The organism is Serinicoccus sp. CNJ-927, assembly GCF_001942435.1.
GTDB classification, from domain to species: Bacteria; Actinomycetota; Actinomycetes; order Actinomycetales; family Dermatophilaceae; genus Ornithinicoccus; species Ornithinicoccus marinus.
The window spans coordinates 234144-250082 of the sequence record NZ_MKKF01000022.1 but is presented as its reverse complement, the minus strand read 5'-3'; the positions used below and the strand labels follow the sequence as shown (position 1 = coordinate 250082).

At 68.9% G+C, this 15939-nt stretch carries 18 protein-coding genes and 1 tRNA gene; 9 read left to right on the top strand and 10 right to left on the bottom strand.

Annotated features, from left to right (window positions below; translation table 11 throughout):
- The first annotated feature begins 52 nt into the window (after positions 1-52).
- The 4 genes from BJF86_RS08665 to BJF86_RS18835 all read left to right on the top strand — a co-directional run bounded on the left by BJF86_RS08665 (position 53) and on the right by BJF86_RS18835 (position 3241).
- Complete coding sequence (locus BJF86_RS08665) at positions 53-373, top strand: hypothetical protein (protein ID WP_083652866.1); 321 nt, start codon at positions 53-55, stop codon at positions 371-373.
- 37 nt (positions 374-410) lie between these two features.
- Entirely contained in the window at positions 411-788 is a 378-nt protein-coding gene (locus BJF86_RS16965; protein ID WP_083652864.1) for a DUF4190 domain-containing protein, read from the top strand.
- Between the two features lie 530 nt (positions 789-1318).
- Complete coding sequence (locus tag BJF86_RS08655; RefSeq protein WP_083652862.1) at positions 1319-2791, top strand: serine hydrolase domain-containing protein; 1473 nt, start codon at positions 1319-1321, stop codon at positions 2789-2791.
- A 195-nt stretch (positions 2792-2986) separates the two neighbouring features.
- Positions 2987-3241, top strand: a complete 255-nt coding sequence (locus tag BJF86_RS18835) for a VOC family protein (RefSeq protein ID WP_414819937.1) — start codon at positions 2987-2989, stop codon at positions 3239-3241.
- Between the two features lie 169 nt (positions 3242-3410).
- On the opposite strand, the gene BJF86_RS08645 is transcribed toward BJF86_RS18835, so the two are convergent.
- From BJF86_RS08645 to BJF86_RS08610, 8 genes are all read right to left on the bottom strand, one after another.
- A complete protein-coding gene (locus BJF86_RS08645; RefSeq protein ID WP_075818152.1) occupies positions 3411-3893 on the bottom strand; it encodes a hypothetical protein in 483 nt (160 codons plus the stop codon).
- Entirely contained in the window at positions 3893-4405 is a 513-nt protein-coding gene (locus BJF86_RS17525; protein WP_237768143.1) for a hypothetical protein, read from the bottom strand. Before BJF86_RS17525 ends, BJF86_RS08645 begins: the two co-directional genes overlap by 1 nt.
- Positions 4402-5439: a nucleotidyltransferase gene (locus BJF86_RS08635; RefSeq protein ID WP_075818148.1), complete on the bottom strand. Its 1038-nt coding sequence runs from the start codon at positions 5437-5439 to the stop codon at positions 4402-4404. Before BJF86_RS08635 ends, BJF86_RS17525 begins: the two co-directional genes overlap by 4 nt.
- A 314-nt stretch (positions 5440-5753) precedes the next feature.
- Positions 5754-8246 (bottom strand): GIY-YIG nuclease family protein, encoded by a 2493-nt coding sequence (locus tag BJF86_RS08630; RefSeq protein WP_075818146.1) that lies wholly within the window; start codon positions 8244-8246, stop codon positions 5754-5756.
- The gene (locus tag BJF86_RS08625) at positions 8243-9862 is read right to left on the bottom strand and encodes an Eco57I restriction-modification methylase domain-containing protein (RefSeq protein WP_075818144.1); all 1620 of its coding nucleotides are present in this window, start codon (positions 9860-9862) and stop codon (positions 8243-8245) included. The genes BJF86_RS08630 and BJF86_RS08625 overlap by 4 nt, the downstream gene beginning before the upstream one ends.
- Positions 9859-10557, bottom strand: coding sequence for a type III restriction endonuclease subunit M (locus BJF86_RS08620; protein ID WP_075818142.1), 699 nt, complete (start codon positions 10555-10557; stop codon positions 9859-9861). The genes BJF86_RS08625 and BJF86_RS08620 overlap by 4 nt, the downstream gene beginning before the upstream one ends.
- 117 nt (positions 10558-10674) lie before the next feature.
- Positions 10675-11040, bottom strand: coding sequence for a helix-turn-helix domain-containing protein (locus BJF86_RS08615; protein ID WP_237768142.1), 366 nt, complete (start codon positions 11038-11040; stop codon positions 10675-10677).
- Positions 11041-11293: 253 nt separating this feature from the next.
- A complete protein-coding gene (locus BJF86_RS08610) occupies positions 11294-11584 on the bottom strand; it encodes a helix-turn-helix domain-containing protein (RefSeq protein WP_083652858.1) in 291 nt (96 codons plus the stop codon).
- Positions 11585-11721: 137 nt separating this feature from the next.
- Here BJF86_RS08610 and BJF86_RS08605 point away from each other — a divergent pair, with 137 nt between their 5' ends.
- From BJF86_RS08605 to BJF86_RS08590, 4 genes are read left to right on the top strand one after another with little or no spacing between them, the layout of a single operon-like run.
- Entirely contained in the window at positions 11722-12669 is a 948-nt protein-coding gene (locus tag BJF86_RS08605) for a hypothetical protein (protein ID WP_143553764.1), read from the top strand.
- Positions 12666-13139, top strand: a complete 474-nt coding sequence (locus tag BJF86_RS08600; protein ID WP_075818136.1) for a hypothetical protein — start codon at positions 12666-12668, stop codon at positions 13137-13139. Before BJF86_RS08605 ends, BJF86_RS08600 begins: the two co-directional genes overlap by 4 nt.
- Entirely contained in the window at positions 13136-13609 is a 474-nt protein-coding gene (locus BJF86_RS08595) for a hypothetical protein (RefSeq protein ID WP_075818134.1), read from the top strand. The genes BJF86_RS08600 and BJF86_RS08595 overlap by 4 nt, the downstream gene beginning before the upstream one ends.
- Positions 13561-14373 carry a hypothetical protein gene (locus BJF86_RS08590; protein ID WP_075818132.1) on the top strand — a complete coding sequence of 271 codons (813 nt, stop codon included), beginning with the start codon at positions 13561-13563 and terminating at the stop codon, positions 14371-14373. Before BJF86_RS08595 ends, BJF86_RS08590 begins: the two co-directional genes overlap by 49 nt.
- 266 nt (positions 14374-14639) lie before the next feature.
- Here the strand turns inward: BJF86_RS08590 and BJF86_RS08585 are convergent.
- Together BJF86_RS08585 and BJF86_RS08580 are read right to left on the bottom strand one after the other, a co-directional pair.
- Positions 14640-14726 (bottom strand) — tRNA-Ser (locus tag BJF86_RS08585).
- Between the two features lie 48 nt (positions 14727-14774).
- Positions 14775-15281, bottom strand: coding sequence for a nucleoside deaminase (locus tag BJF86_RS08580; RefSeq protein WP_083652856.1), 507 nt, complete (start codon positions 15279-15281; stop codon positions 14775-14777).
- 17 nt (positions 15282-15298) lie between these two features.
- Here BJF86_RS08580 and upp point away from each other — a divergent pair, with 17 nt between their 5' ends.
- Positions 15299-15937 (top strand): uracil phosphoribosyltransferase, encoded by a 639-nt coding sequence (gene upp, locus BJF86_RS08575; protein WP_022925998.1) that lies wholly within the window; start codon positions 15299-15301, stop codon positions 15935-15937.
- Positions 15938-15939: the final 2 nt, after the last annotated feature.

Genomic DNA, 15939 nt, shown 5'->3' with positions numbered 1-15939 from the left:
TGCCTGTGGACAACTTCTGCGGCCGAGGCCTCGCTCCTCCTAGCGTCGCCCCATGGAGCACCTTCAGCACCCGGCCCTGTCGGCGGAGCCCAGCAGCTTTCCCGGCCCCGCCGGGCACCATCACCCCCGCGGCACGCTGGTCATCGTCCTCGGGGTCCTGGCGGTCGCCGGTGTCCCCGTCCTGGGACCGGTCGCCTGGTCCGTCGCGTCCCGCGCGCTGCGCGAGGCGGACTCCCAGCCCGGACCTGTGGTCAACCGGGGGCAGCTCGTCGCCGGTCGCACGATGGGCATGATCGGCACCGCCGTGCTGGCCCTGATGGTCGCCGTCTTCGTGGCGACCGTCATCCTCGTGGTCCTGTTCGGCATCGAGTAGGGCGGCATACCGGCACGGCGGGCGTAGGGTGAGCGACATGTTCCGGTTCGAGCCACCTCCCGCGCCCCGCGCCGGTGGCGGGGCCGAGCCGCAGGACCCCTACGCTGCCTCGCCCCGGGCCGGGCAGGAGGCGGCATCGCGCGATCCGTATGCCGTCACCCCCGGAGCACCGTGGGGTCCGGTGGGCCACAACGACCACCCGCGCGGCACGACGGCGCTGGTGCTCGGGATCCTCAGCTGCTGCGGCGTGGCGCTGCTCGGCCCGATCGCCTGGGCGATGGCGCACTCCGCGATCCGGGAGTCCGACGCCTCCCCCTACCCCGTGACCAATCACGGGCAGCTCACCGCGGCTCGGATCCTCGGCATGGTCGGCACGGGGATGCTCGTGCTCGGCGCCTCTGGTTCGTCCTCATGATCAGCCTCGTCCTGTTGACGGGATAGCGAGACAGGGCGCCGATGCTGTCCCGACGACACTTCCTGGGCCACCGGCCGCCGCCTCCGCCGTCGCGACGCTGGGTGCCTGCCAGGACGAGCGTCTGGCTCCCGTCCAGGAGGGACGGCTGGGCTCGAGCGCCTGGCCGGGCGGATCGCCTCGCTGGCGACTGGCCCTGCCGGAGGACGCCCGGGCCACGGTCGTGGCGCTGCACGGCCACGGCGGCAGCTCCCGATCCTGGTTCGAGCCGCCGCTCGCAGCGCGCCTGGCGCAGCGTCACCAGCTGGCGGTGACCGCCGTCGACGGGGGCGACACCTATTGGCACGCGCGGGCCCGACGCGCAGACCCTCTTCGACGCAGGCGGTCACGACCGGCAGTACCTCGAGCAGCACTGGCCTGAGGCGATGGCCTTCCTGGCCGACCAGCTCCGGACCTGACCGGGGGTCAGCCCCCGTGCGGTTCGGGTGCTGACCCCGGGGCGCCCCCAGGCGTCGCTGCCTAGCGTCGACACCATGACCACGCGACCCGCGACGATCCTGCGCCCGCTCCTCGTCCTGCTCCTGCTCGCCGTCGCCGTAGCCGGCCTCGACACCTCCCGGCCCGCTGCCGCGGCCACGGACGACCCGATGGCGGCATACCTCGACCGCTCCCCCGCGTCGGCGCTGGCGCTCGCGGTCGTGGACGACGGCGAGGTGACGGTCCGTGGTCACGGCGAGGACGCGCTCGGGGCCGCCGTCGACGGGAGCACGCCCTTCCGCATCGCCTCGATGTCCAAGTCGTTCACGGCCACCCTGGTGATGGTCCTGGTCGAGCAGGGCGAGGTCGACCTCGACGCACCGCTGACCGCGACGCTCCCCGAGTTCGCCATGGCCGACGAGCGTGCCGGGCAGATCACCCTGCGGATGCTGCTGGCGCACACCAGCGGGATCGGGGGCGGCAGCACCCGCGACCTCGGCCGCCCCGCGAGCGTCGACCCCGCCGTGCTGCTCGCCGACCTGCGGGACGAGACGTTGGCCGCCGACCCGGGCACCGAGCACGTCTACTCCAACACCGGGTATGCCCTCGCCGCCGCCGCGGTCGAGCGCGCCACCGGTCGGCCCTTCGACCAGGTGCTCCGCGAGGAGCTGCTGGCCCCGCTCGGGATGGACGCGACGACCGCCCTCACGGGCTGCGCCGACGCGGTCGACGGTCTGGGCAGCGGGCATACCGTGGTCTTCGGGCAGGTCGTGCCGTATCCCGAGCCCGACGACAACTGTGTCGGGTCCGGCGGGATGGTCAGCACCGCCGAGGACGTCGCGACCTGGCTGCAGTTCCAGGCGGGCGACGGGGGCACGCCCGGTGGCGAGCCGCTGCTGACCACCGAGGGTCTGCGCGAGCTGCGCACGCCGCAGCCGGGCACGGAGGGGGTCGACGGCTACGGTCTCGGCTGGTCCTTCGCCCAGGAGCGGGGGGTGGACCTCGTCGAGCACGGCGGCGCGCTGGTCACCTGGACCTCGCACATGGCCATCGTCGCGGACGAGCAGGGGCGACCGACCGGCGACGCCGCGGTGGTCCTCACCGACTCGGTCGGGACCCCCGGGATGCTGGCCCGCGCCCTGGCCGCCGAGGCGGCGGGGCAGCAGATCGAGGTCCCCGCGCAGCCGCTCGTGCGGCCGGCGACCGTCTTCGGGGCCGTGATCGTCCTGGTGCTGCTCCTCGGTGCGGTGGGCCTGCATCGCTCGCGCTCCTGGCCGCAGCGCCGCCGCCGGGTGGCGACCCGGGCGGCCGGACTCGCCTGGCCGACCGCCCTGGCGATCCTGTGCGCCCTCACCCCCGCGCTGCTGGCACGGTATGCCTTCGGCAGTCCGATGGGCCCCGTCACCTCCTGGCACTGGGGCGCCGGGGTGCTGCCGGAGGGTCTGCTGCTCGTCGCCCTGGCCGGACTCGTGGCGGTCGGCCTGCTGGGCGCCCGGCTGGCCTCGCTCACCAGGTCGCGCGCCAGCTGACGGCGGGCCACGCGAGTCGGCGGCGCGGCCCGCATCAGGTTTGTCGGCACGGCCTCCTAGCGTGCAGTCCATGAGGATTCGACATCACACGATCGACTACATCGAGCTCCCGGCACCGGACATGGCGACCTCCCGCCGGTTCTACGCCGAGCCTTCGGCTGGGAGTTCACCGACTACGGACCGGGGTATACCGGCATCCGCGTCCCCACGCAGACCGGTCTCTCCGCGGATGACGACGAGCAGGAGTTCGCAGAGATGGGCGGCCTCGCCGCCGATGGCGCAGCGTCGCCGCTGGTCGTCCTCTACTCCGACGACCTCGACACCACGCTGACATCGGTGCAGCAGGCCGGCGGCGTCATCACCGTCCCGCCCTTCGACTTCCCTGGAGGTCGACGGTTCCACTTCACCGACCCCACGGGGGCCGAGCTAGCCGTGTGGACCACCCCGTGAGCGTCACGAACGCGCGAACGGGTCGACCCGTGCTGCACGGATCGACCCGTTCGGTCCCGCAGGACATGGGCGGGGGTCGGCGCTAACTCCCTGACCTCACGATTTGCCGCCTGTTCCGGGCCGTGCTGTACACGCCATGCCAATCGTTCTGTACACGGTTCTGCCGCTCTCAGGCCACCCAGACCGACGTCCTCTTCGCGATGGACTCCTGCAACTTCACCAGCTCTCCTCGGATCGGGGCGGGCGGCAGCGGAGGGTCAAGATTCATGCTCGGGCCGTCGACGATCAGACTTGCCCGCCAGGCGGCTTGGCACTGCTCGGTGAACCAAGGGTCCAAGATCTTTCGAACGCTGCGGAGCCCTTCCAGCACCTCGGCTGAGTCCGCGGCCACCCAGGTCTCGTCGACAACGAGTTGCTCCTGGAGATCGTGGATCTGGCCCGCGAGGTTCTGCAACGTCCCTGGTCGGTCGTCAACCCGGCGTCGGACCCGGTAAGGCATTTCTGCTTTCGCGACGAGGGTCGAGACGACCTGGACGTACCTCTCCCGCCTGACCTTCCGACGTTCAGCACGCTCATTCAGCGCCACGGTGATCAGCGCGGACAGCGCGCCTGAAGACAGCACTGCCACAATGACGGTAGTGAGCGGTTCCATCAACGACGTCCTCTCCTGGCCTTCCTGTTCGGCTTGGTGGGTCGAGGTGCGGGGTAGCCGTGCGGCGCATCCTCGACAGGCCACTCGCCGGTACGACGCCTGTACTCCTCGTACCACATGTGCCTGGCCCCGGTGATGACGAGCGACTCGAGACCATACTCCCGATGCCACCTTCGATCGGCCGGGTCGTCCGGCATCTCGAGGCAGAGACGACCCTCGGGGTACCGGTGCTCAAACTTCCTCGCTTCGGGCTGAGCCGGATAGACGGCGTAGTCGAGTCCTGGACCGATCTGGATGTCCAGGAGCTCGTCCGGGTAGCCATGTGCTCGGAGTTCCAGTGGTGGCGCGACCCCGACTCGAATAACCGCCACGTCGCGGCGCACCTCTCCGAGGCAGGCACCTTCCGATACGAGCACCGAGCGATGCCACCCGGTGGCATTTAGGACCAAGGGTGCAGTGAGGAGCTGCCGTGCTGCTTCGCCAGGGCGCTCAAGTGCGAGGTCGAGACTCACGGTGCCCATGCGCGCTGGGGGGCGACTTTCACTGGGGTCGTCACAGCGGCGGTGGTAATCCCGGTGCGGGTGACTGATCCGGCTTGGGTTCGCCGGAGCGCGTCCAGCTCGGAAGTCGCAGGCTGGGGAAACTCGGAGCCGAGGATCTCTGCCCATGCCCACTGCGCCGCCGGTGGGTCTCCGGCCTGGTCGAGCACCAACGCTTCCTCTGCGTCGTTGAGCAGCGTACCGAACGCTGTCCGGGCAAGCTGCCGGTGCTCATCAGTCCACTCGTGCTTCTGGGTGAGGTCATCCACACCGGAGGGGGTGTAGATAGGCCCCAGGACAGCAGCCTTGGCGGTCCGCAGGAACGCGAGCATGGCATCCGCATGCTCGACCTGCTGCTTGACGGCCATGTACACCAGCGACTCGGCCGTCAGCCCCTTGACGAACTCCAGCCGTGGGTCCCTCTCACGAAGCTTCGCCACCAGCTCTCGCGCCATCCGAACTTGCCGGACGAACAGTCCCCCACATGCCTGGTTGCGAGTCGACACGCGGTCGCCGATGATCCTGGTATCACTGAGCTCCCACTCGCCGGTCTCCGTGTTGCCGATCCTCACCCACCGTTCCTCGGATTCCAGCGCAGGTGTCAGGTCGACGGTGAAGGGCACGTCGTCGAAGCCGACAGTGAGGGCCTTGGCACCGACCTCGAAGGTGGCCCCAGGGAACGTGGCGCGCAGGGCGTCCTCGAAGTACCGCATGACCACTTCAGCGGTGTTGCTCCCCCTAGTGCCGACGTCCTGCTGGGCCTGGGCGACGAGCGACTCGCTGACGAAGACGACGACGTCGACGTCCTTGAGCGGCTTGCGCATCGTCTTGCGCCCGAACGAGCCCTGGAGGAACGAACTGGTACACAGGTTGTTCTCGGAGAGGGAGTTGCGCACCTCCTTCCACCTTTCGATGGCCTGCTCGCGCTCGGCCGCGTCAAGCTTGAGGTTCTCGTCGAAGCCGTCGAACGCCTCGGCGATGGTGCTGCTGGCGGTCTGGACCGTCATCTGGGTACTCCAATCCACCTGCCTGTGGGCAGGTCGTGTCGCGCACTCGTCGCGACGGTTGTACCCTTGCCGTCACCTACCAAAGTGAGACCCGAGCCCTGGTGCCGCCGCGCCCCGGCGGGTTGCCAGGGTTCGGTGCTGTGTGGTGGTTGCTGACCACGTTGTTGTGAACTACACCAGTGTGATCTTCCACACCTCATCGAAGTGTACGTCGCCGCTCCGACAGCAGGACCCGGAATCCACAGGTCCTGGGTCGGCTGAGCACCTGGTCACGCTGACGCACGGCGTCTGGCCGGGTTCACCGACGCTTCCGATCAGCCTTCCTCGACGGTCACGGTGTCCCACAGCCCGATCTGCTCGTGGTCGTGGCGGCGTGCGCGCTCGTCATCGGTCAGGGCGTAGTCGAGGCTCGCTGACTCGAACCGCTTGAACTGGTAGATGGCGTGGTTAAGGTGCTGGGCGTTGAACAGTCCCAGGTCGCTCAGGGTCTTGAAGTCGCCGACGGTGAGGCCGGTGACGCGCTCGAACAGGTCGGAGTCGAGGGACTCGATGACGTGCTTGAGCGCCTCCTCCCGGTAGTCGGTGGTGTACATGAAGACCGGGATCTTGGCGAGGAACTTCTGGAGCTTCTCGCGGATCTCCTTGCGAAGCTTGGCCGTCTCCGACTGGGTCTTCTTCTGCTCGGAGGTGAGCTTGCCGCCCTGCTCGCGCTTGGCCTTCTTGAGGTCCTTGGTGTTGGTGATGACCTGCTGACCGGTCTGGACGAGTGCCCGGAAGTCCTCGACGTTGTCCAGCGCCTCCACCAGGTCGGGCTGGGCGAGCACGTCCGCCAGGGTGTGCTCGTTCACGTTGACCAGCAGCGGCGAGTTCCAGCGCCGGGCCAGCGCAGCGGCCCCGACACCCGCGCTGGCCCAGTCCAGCACCGCGGAGGCATCGAGCTGGGTCATGGCGCCACCGGCGAAGCCGAAGATGGGCAGGTAGTTGATCAGCTCGCCGATCGCCTCGGTCGGCGTGGTATCACCCGTCGTGGCGAGCTTGGCCCCGTACTCGGCGACCAGGGACAGCGCCCGGTCGGGGTCGAACTCGAAGACGTAGCAGGTCTCCTTGCGCAGGTCCAGGTTGCCCTCGGCGTCGCGGTATGCCCAGGGGGACTGGACCCGGAACGCCGACTGGAAGTAGGATTCCGGGCTCTTGAGGGACCGCAGCATGAGGATCGCCCCCCATTCGCGGACGGTGACCCCGGTCATCAGCTTGCCGCAGGACAGGGTGATGGAGCCGACGCCCTCGCCCTTCTTGACGTCCTCGATGGCCCGCTCGACCGGGGGTAGTGCGGCCACGCCCTGCCCGGCCTTGTTGCCGGCCGCGACGACGATCTCGAACTGGGAGAAGAACGGGTGGGCCCGCAGCATCTCGGCCATCGCGAAGCAGGCTGCGACGTTGTTCATGTACCAGACCGAGTGCTTGACCGCCGACTTGAACCGGACCGCCTCGTAGGGGAACGGGGGCTTCTCCTGGGCGAGCACCTGCAGCTTCATCTGGTCCGAGAGCTTGCCGCGCAGCATCTCGAGGAACTCGCCTACCTCGTCAGGGCGCTCGAACTCGAAGCCGTCACCGGTCTTGGTCGCCTTGAAGAACTCGTTGAGGCTGAAGCCGTTGAACTCCCCGTCCTGAGCGTAGTCAGCGGCCTCCTTACCCATCTCGTAGGAGTACATCTGCATCTGGGGCAGCGTGATGTACGGGTTGGGACCGTCGGCGTCGTCCCAGTGGGTCTTCTCGCGCTGCTCGTCGACGTAGGTCCAGTTGAAGATCGCGTCCTCGGTGAACTCTCCGTCGGTGATCGCCCGGAACGGGGTGCCAGACAGGTAGAGGTAGTGCTTGGCCTTGACCTCGAGCTCTTCGGACAGGTCCTCGGCCGTCACCCGGTCATCGGGCTCCACGGCCTCCGCCTCGTCCTGGTCGGTCGGGTCGTAGAGCGCCCGGGCCGAGTCACGCCACGCCCCGAAGTGGTACTCGTCCAGGACGATGGCGTCCCACTCGATCAGGTGAATGACCTCGTTCTTGGCCTTGATGTTGCCGTCAGCGTCACGGCCACCGAGGTCCTGCAGGGAGGCGAACCAGACCACCGGGCCCTGGTAGTCAGCGGCCTCGTAGCGTTCCCCCTCGGTGGACTCCTTGTCGACGTAGAGCCACCCGTCGAAGTCGACGTGCGAGACCAGGTCGTCCTGCCATGCGGTGGCGACAGCTGGCTTGAAGGTCAGCACCAGCACCTTCTGCCAGCCCATCTCCTTGGCCAGTTGGTAGGTGGAGAAGGTCTTGCCGAACCGCATCTTGGCGTTCCACAGGAACTTGGGGGCGACGGCGCCAGCATGGTTGCGGAAGTAGGCCGCGGTCGCCTCGACGGCCGCCTGCTGCTCGGGCCTCATCCCGAAGGACTGCGTGCGCTTCGGCGCGTAAGCCACGCCCGAGCGGACGACCTGGATCGCGGCCTTGACCTCGTCCAGGGTGCCCTCGAACCACTCGCCGCCCGTCCTGTTGATACCGGCGGCGACCAGCGCCGAGTGCACGTCGTGGTCGCTGAACTCCGATCCGTCAGCCCGGGTCGCCGGCTCGTCGAGCAGGATCGAGACACCCTTGAGGCCCGGGTATGCCGTGTTCAGCTGCTGCTTGATCCGGGCCCGCGCGGTGCCTTTTGTGGTCTGGCCAACCTTGAGGAGGCCCGAACCTGTGACGAGCTTCGAGCCCTCGGTGCGTTCCCAGGGCTCGGCGTCCTTACCGACAACCGTGTAGACGTAGACGCGGTTCGTCACTCGTCGTCCTCAGTCTCGTCGACGACGGCGCCAGGCCGGTACTTGGCGCCGCCCGGCATGTGGCTCGCGGGGATGCCGTCGGGCGAGTCGATGCCAGTGAGGTTCACTTCGCGCGGGGCGATCCTGCTCTCGACGTACTCGCGCTCCTCCTCGGAGAGGCCGAAATGCTCGTAGAGGTCCTCGTCAGTCCACCGCCGAGTCATGTCCAGCATCGGCACGAACCGGAACCTCTCGGGAGTGACATCCTGCGTGACCTTGCGCTGCAGGACCAAGAACCGCACGAACTTTGTCGCGATGTAATGGGTGAAGTTCTCCGTCTCTTCTCGGCTGTCGAACATTCCGACGATGAAGTACGTCTGTGTGCAGGCCGAGCCGGGAGACAGCCCGATCGGCTCCCCAAGCACGTACGCCTCCTCGCGTCCGTGTCCGTCTCCAGTCCTAGGCAGCAGTACCTTCCAACGGTCGATCCACTGGTGGTTGCGCTGGATCTGGTCCGGCCTGCTGTAGCCGACCTTGTTGCCGTAGATGAGGGGGATGGCCCCTTCGAAGGGCTCGGCGACGCTGCCCGGGTAGTTGGACCTCATGGTCAGGCCGAACGGCTTGGTGACAGTCGCATGAGCTTCGACCGAGTCGCCCTTCGGATCCGCCTTCTGGATGATGTCCATGGCTCGGTTGTCACGGATGAGGACGCCATCGCCGTCGCGCAGGTCGCGCTTCATCGTCGACCTGATGACACCGTCGACGCGGGTCGAGAACTCGACGTCTCCGTCATACGCACGGTCCCACAGGAAGTAGCTGACTCCACCCTTGATCTCCACTCCGGGGAAGCAGTCGAAGAGCTTCGGGTTGTCGACGAGAGCCCTTAGCCGCCTGTCGGAGATCATCCTGTCACGGAAGGCGTCGACACCCTTCCCGCCCGCGAACCACCGCGAAGGAGTGATCATCACGACGTAGCGGGGGTCGAGGTCGATGGCACGCTCGACGAAGCGGTGGTAGATGGTCGATGCTGTCGCGCCGTGCCCTTCCGTACCGACCTGGTATGGCGGGTTCCCGACGATCACGTCGAACTTCATGGTGGCCATCTCCTCGGTTGGGTACGCGCCGTGGATGAACGAGTAGGCGTAGTTCTCTCGGCCCTCGCCTCGTTCCAAGTCGTCTGGTGCGTTGCAGAGGCGGCACTTCCCGCCCTTGTCGAACTTGTGCTCGGCTGCCACGAACGGAAGGTTGCCCTGTGGGTCGTCGAACCGAACCACACTGTGGGTGCCCGAGGCGTCGGCCGCGCAGTAGACGCTGCGGCGGGAGATGATGCCGGTCATCTCGGTGATCGCCGCCCCGTGCAGCATCGTGCGGAAGATGTGCTCGCGGCGCCTGACGAAGTCCGGCTCCCAGTCGACCAGCCCGTCCAGGAGGCGGGTAGCGATCTCGCGCAGGAAGACCCCCGACTTGCAGAACGGGTCGAGCCACTTCAGGTCCGGGTCGGACCAGACTTCCTCAGGCAGCAGGTCGAGCATCGCGCGGGCCAACTTCGGCGGGGTCGGCACCTCGTCGTTGGACAGCTGTGCCAGGCAGTCGAGGATGTCCGGGACGTGCTGCTCAGCCAGGTAGGAAGGGCTCATGCCGGCACCTCCGCCCGCACCGGCCGCGGGTTGTCCGCCAGCAGGCTGTAGTGCACCGGCACCGCGTCCTCCTCCGGCTCCTTGTCGATGCTGAACAGGTCCACCGGTGCCGGCTCTGGCTCTTCCAGTGGCGACCACCGCCTGATGAAGGTGTTGCCTCGGGAGGGCTGGTACTCGACCAGCATCAGCGTCCTTCCGTCCGTAAGCGTGTTGGCGCGCACGATGTTGGTGGACAGCACGTGCTCGACCGCGGCGTAGAAGCCGGTGCTGGCCTCCCGGGTGTTGAGCTGGGAGTGCAGGTGCCACTCGACGACGTCGTGGAGCCGGCGTCGTGCCGGCTCGACGTTCTCGGTGTCGATGTCGATGCCGTACGTCGAGGTCAGGCACCGCATCACCCGGAACTCGAACCTCTGGCCCCGCCCGTACCGCTGGCTCGTGACCGTCGCCAGCTTGCGACGCATGATGGCCTCGAGGAAGTTGCCGGACCCGCACGCCGGCTCCAGGAACCGTCGGTCGTGGTTGCCCGGGGCGTCCGCGCTGGGGAACATGTCGAGCACTAGGTCGAGCATCGCGTTGACCTCGCGCTCGTGGGTGTAGACCTCAGCCAGGTCACGGACCCGCTGCCTGGACTTGATCTGCGCAGCGTGCCCACCAGGGGTGCTGACGACCGCTGCCCTGCCCGCCGCTGGACTCATCCTTGACCTCGTTCCGCGCTTCTCGTCGACCCGTTCTCTACTGAACATGCCGCAACGGCCAACTTTCGCCCCAACCTAGTCGGCAGGTCTGACACACCCGGGCGCGGCCCGCCGATATCAGTCGGCCTCTTTGATGTCCTCGGCCCCGCTCCGTGCCGGCATCCCGACCCATGTCGTGTCGAAGGTGAGGTCCTCAAGTCGCGGCACCGCGTAGAGACTCGTCCCCAGCACACGCCCCAGGGTGACTAGGTGGTGGGTCTGCACCCAGGTCTCCCCGGAGAGGATACGGACTAGCGTGCGACGTGGGATCTTCGTGACGTCGGCGAGCTCGCTCTGGTTCAGCCCCTGGTGTGCCATGAGAGTGCGGACCGACTGCACCACGACGTGTTGCCTCATCGCCGCCTCGCGCAGGTCACGTGAGCGACCGTCCGGCGGCAGGTCGCCCCGGGCCTTCGCCGGCCTGAGCCCGAACGTCTGGGGCACCTCAAGATACGTCCGCGGCCGGTGCGGGTCTGGCGGGTCGGACGAGCGCTGCACCACGGCGCTGACGCTACGTTTGCCTCGCCGGAGTTCGCGGACCCCGGCTCCAGGGAGGCAATATTGCGCCATATCTGGCACAGATTGCGCGGACCTGGCGCTCCAACGCCCATATCGGGTGGTGAGCGTCAGATCCGCTCGCTCAGGAGCCACCTGATCCTGACCTGGAGGGCGCAGGGGAGGTGTGCAACAGCTCTGCCTACCCGCCGAAGCCCTTGGCGACACCACCTGGCCAGAGGTCGACGACCAGTCCGTGTTCCAGTCTGGCCACCGTCGCCAGGTCGGGCCAGGTCGTGCCGTTGAGGATGGCCGCGACGGTCGTTCGGTCGACGCCGGTCAGCTCGGCGACGGCCCGGGTCGACCTGCCCGCCACCGCCTCGCGCAGGTTGACGGCGAGCCGGGCAGCGACAGCGGCGGCTGCGTCTCGCGCGTCCCCGGTCGGCCACGGGTCCACGAGCTCGCGCGGAGCCGGGCGGGACGGGCGGACCATGCCGCGACCGTAACGCGGAACTGGCGCGGACTGCGGGATGCGAATCGAGCGCGCCTTGCTCACCGTGGCCACCCGACCTACTGTCATGGTGGTAACTACCACCGCTTGCCCGGTGCCCGACGCACTGGAGCGCACCGATGAGCCCCGCACAGGGGCCCGCATCCCCCATCTGGAGGCGAGGCCGTCTCATGGAGCCGGAGGGCATCCTCGAGGTCTACTCTCCCCGCGCCGACATCGTCGACGAGGCCACCTGGCGACGGCTGCGTCCGCACGTCATCCCTGCTGTTGCCAAGGCTCTGCCCCGCAGTTCCTCGACAACACAGAACCGGCTGGCCTTCGTCACCCGGTACCTGCAGTGGTGCGAGGCGAACGGCACCCCTCTCGACCCAGAGCTCATCTGGACCGAAGACCGCATTGAGGCATACCTGGTCACCGCGGAGGACCCGTCCGTCAGTACCTACCGTTCCCACCTGCGCACGGTGGCGAAGGCCAATGCCCCGAGCAGCGTCATCTGGAACGTCAACCCCGAGACCTTCCCCCGAAACCAGAACCGCAACTTCTACTCAGCTGACCAGGTCCGACGGCTGTTCCGTCTCGTCGAGCAGCAGGCCACCGCGCGCCGCACCTTCGTCCTGTCCGCCACCCTCCACCTGGGACTGGCGTTCGGGCTTCGGGCCGGCGAGATGCTCAAGCTGTGTCAGGACGACGTCTTCGAGGATGACGGCCTTGTCGTGTGCCGCGCTGACGGGCGGCTCGTGCCTGCGAGGATGGCGTACGCGGAGGGGGTGCTCGAGGTCGTGCGGTCCACCGACGACGACCGGGTGTTCGGTGACCACCTGCTGCCCGTGCGCACCCACGAGGACATCTTCAAAGACGTGGAGTTCCCGCGCTACCTACCCAGGGCCACGCCCGGTCTGCTCCGGAACACCTGGATGGTCGACGTCTTGTCCGAGGGCCGTCTGACGCTTCCCGAGTTCTACGAGGTGCCCGGCCTTCGGTCCGGCAGCGCACTGGACTGGGCCGTCCCGCACCTACCCCTGCGCGAGGAGACCTACCTGCACCGAGCCGCAGGAGAGCCGGGGTGAAGCGCCGTCACCGCAAGACCCGTTCCCGGCCGCGCTCCGTCCGGGCCGCCCAGCCGAGGGCCCACAACATCGAGCGGGACCTGGAACGCCAGGGGTCGCGCCAGTCGTACTCCGACGCGATGTGCCGCGAGGCGGTGGCCATCGTGGACCGTAGCGGCCTGGTCGCGCTGTGCGAGGAGAGGCTGCCCCAGCTGACCGGTCGCCCGCGCCACGTCAGCCATCGGACGCTCCTGTGCGTCCTGGCCCTGGTGGCCCTGGACGGACGCGGCCCGATGTACGTCAGCAATGCCGCGCGAGCCGCCTATGGCCTCTCGGACGACCAACGCGCCATGTTCGGCCTGACCCGCTTCTCCTCCCGGACCTTGCGCAGCACCTTCGAGAGCCTGGCCGGTGCGATGCAGGAGACGGTCGACCCGACCACGGCGAGGTCCTCAGCCCGGCCCTCGGAATCGACGTCGACGCCGCGATGAGTCGACTTGCCCGCGGCGGCGTCCCCACCCTCGTCCCCGACACCGGAACCAAGGCCCTGGACGGCACTGCCATCGAGAGCCCGTACCAGCGCCGGTCGACCTCCAAGGACCGGCTGCCGGACATCCTCGAGGAGCACGTCCCGGTCGACAGCGACGAACGGGCACCGGTGGTCCGGACCGAGGGCTGGCCGCGGACCGGCCCCGACGGTCGGCTCGTGCACACCATCGACCCCGACGCCAGGGAGGGTTGGCGGGGCAAGAAGTCCGGCCAGTCCAGCATCTACAACGGGTACGAGGCGCACCTGGTCGTCGACGTCCCGGACCTCGGCAGCGACCCGGTCCCGGCGTTCGTCCGCGGCGTGTCCCTGCGCGGCGCCGGTGACGACCGCGCCGAGGGAGGCCAGGCAGCCTCGACCACCTCGTGCGACGCCCCGCCACCGTCCTTGCCGACCGTGGCTACACCTACCTGACGCCCTGGGGTCCGAGCATCATCGGCCAGGGCATCGAGCAGTACCTCGACCTCCACCCGGTCCAGCGCAAGACCGGACCGGGCCCACGACCGGGCACCATCTGGGTGGACGGCCAGCTGTACAGCGACGCGCTCCCCGAACGCATGTGGGAGCTGCCCGGATACCGGATGGGCATGACCAGCGACGAGCGGGCCGAGCTGGCCGCACGGTACGACGAGCGCGAGCCGTACCGCTTCACCGACTACGGCGCCCCCGAGCCCGGAACCGGGAAGGTTCGCCTGCGTGGGCCCGCGGTCACCGGCAGGGTCCGCTGCGACAACACCCCGTCCTCGAAGCGGCTGAAGCGCACCGCGTCACGGCCGACGACCAGCTGCCGTCCCGGCCGGCCGTGCGGGTGCAGCGTCACGGTCGTCCTCGACCCTGAGGACGGCTACGCCCGCACCTTCCAGCGGGTCGGCTTCGGCACGACCGCGTGGCAGGCCGCCTACTGGCGACGCTCGGCCGTCGAGTCGACCAACGCCGAACTCCGCGTCAACCGGACGAACCTCACCAAGTGGTCCATCCGCGTCCGTGGTCGTGCCCGGGTCGGACTCATGCTCGGCTTCCTGCTCGGGGCGATGAACGTGCTCATGGCGTGCGACTGGTTGGGGACCGACTGGGCCGACCTCGAGGCCGCCGACGAGCTCCCGCCCAAGTTCGTCCGTCGGCCGCCTCGCAAGGCTGCGCAGCATCGGCTCCGACCCGCCGAACCTCGCGCGGGCTGAGGTAACTGTCCCGCTCCAGCTCGCCGACCGGAATCAGCCCGGTCACCGCTTCTGAACAACCCTCCCGGCGTCAGCCTGTGCTATTCCCGGGGTGATCCGTGTAGGCCACGGTTCTGCACACGCCACGGGCGCCCTGGATCGCTCCGGGACGTCGCGAAGTCCCCGATCGGCCCCCGAAACACCCCCGACAGCACGGAAACTCCCGCCGCGATCTGCTGGCGAGAGTTTCCGTAATCAGGGCTCCGACTTTGCGCCGAGCCCCTGGGCGGTGGCGGTGGGATTTGAACCCACGGAGGACTTGCGCCCTCACACGCTTTCGAGGCGTGCTCCTTAGGCCGCTCGGACACGCCACCACCGATGAGGCTACCTGACGGGCAGGGGCCCGCCCAAAATCCTGAGCGTCAGCGCCGGCTCTCGAAGAAGCCGGTCAGGAGGCCGGCGCACTCGTCCTCCAGCACGCCCCCGACGACCTCGGCGCGGTGCAGCGCCCTCCGGTCCCGGGGGAGGTCCCACACCGATCCGCAGGCCCCCGCCTTGTCGTCCCAGGCGCCGAAGACGACCCGGTCGACGCGGGCCAGCAGAGCCGCCCCGGCGCACATCGCGCACGGTTCCAGCGTGACGACCAGCGAGCACCCGTCCAGCCGCCATGACCCGAGGGTGCGTCCGGCCTCGCGCAGCGCGACCACCTCCGCGTGCCCGGTCGGGTCGTGCTCCGCCTCCCGGACGTTGTGCCCCCGCCCGACGACCTCCCCCGTCGCGTCGACGACGAGGGCACCGATCGGGACGTCACCCGAGGTGTCGACACGCTGCGCCTCGGCGATCGCGAGACGCACCCACGCGGCATACCGGTCGAGTCCCCAAGAGGCGCCGGCGGGGCCGCCGGGCGAGGTGTCGGGCGCGTGGGTCACGTCCTAGAGTCTGGCGTATGCGCGTCCACCTCGCCGACCACCCGCTCATCGCCCACAAGCTGACCTACCTGCGCGACAAGCGGACCGACACCCCGACCTTCCGCCGGCTGGCCGACGAGCTCGTCACGCTGCTGGCCTACGAGGCGACCCGGGAGGTGCGGGTCTCGCCGTTCCAGATCGAGACCCCGGTCGCCGCGACGACCGGCATCCACCTGGCGACGCCCAAGCCGCTGGTCGTCCCCATCCTGCGCGCGGGCCTGGGCATGCTCGACGGGATGATGCGCATGCTGCCGACGGCGGAGGTCGGCTTCCTCGGGATGGTCCGCAACGAGGAGACGCTGGAGGCGCACACCTACGCCAACCGGCTCCCGGACGACCTCGACAAGCGGCAGTGCTACGTGCTCGACCCGATGCTCGCGACCGGCGGCACCCTGATCGCGGCGATCCGTTACCTCGCCGAGCGCGGCGCCGACGACATCACCGCGATCACCCTGCTCTCCGCCCCCGAGGGGATCGAGAAGGTCCAGGCCGGGCTCGCCGACGTCGAGCCGCCGATCACGCTGGTCACCGGCGCGATCGACGAGCGGCTCAACGAGCAGGGCTACATCGTGCCCGGCCTCGGTGACGCGGGCGACCGCCTCTACGGCGTCGTCTGAGG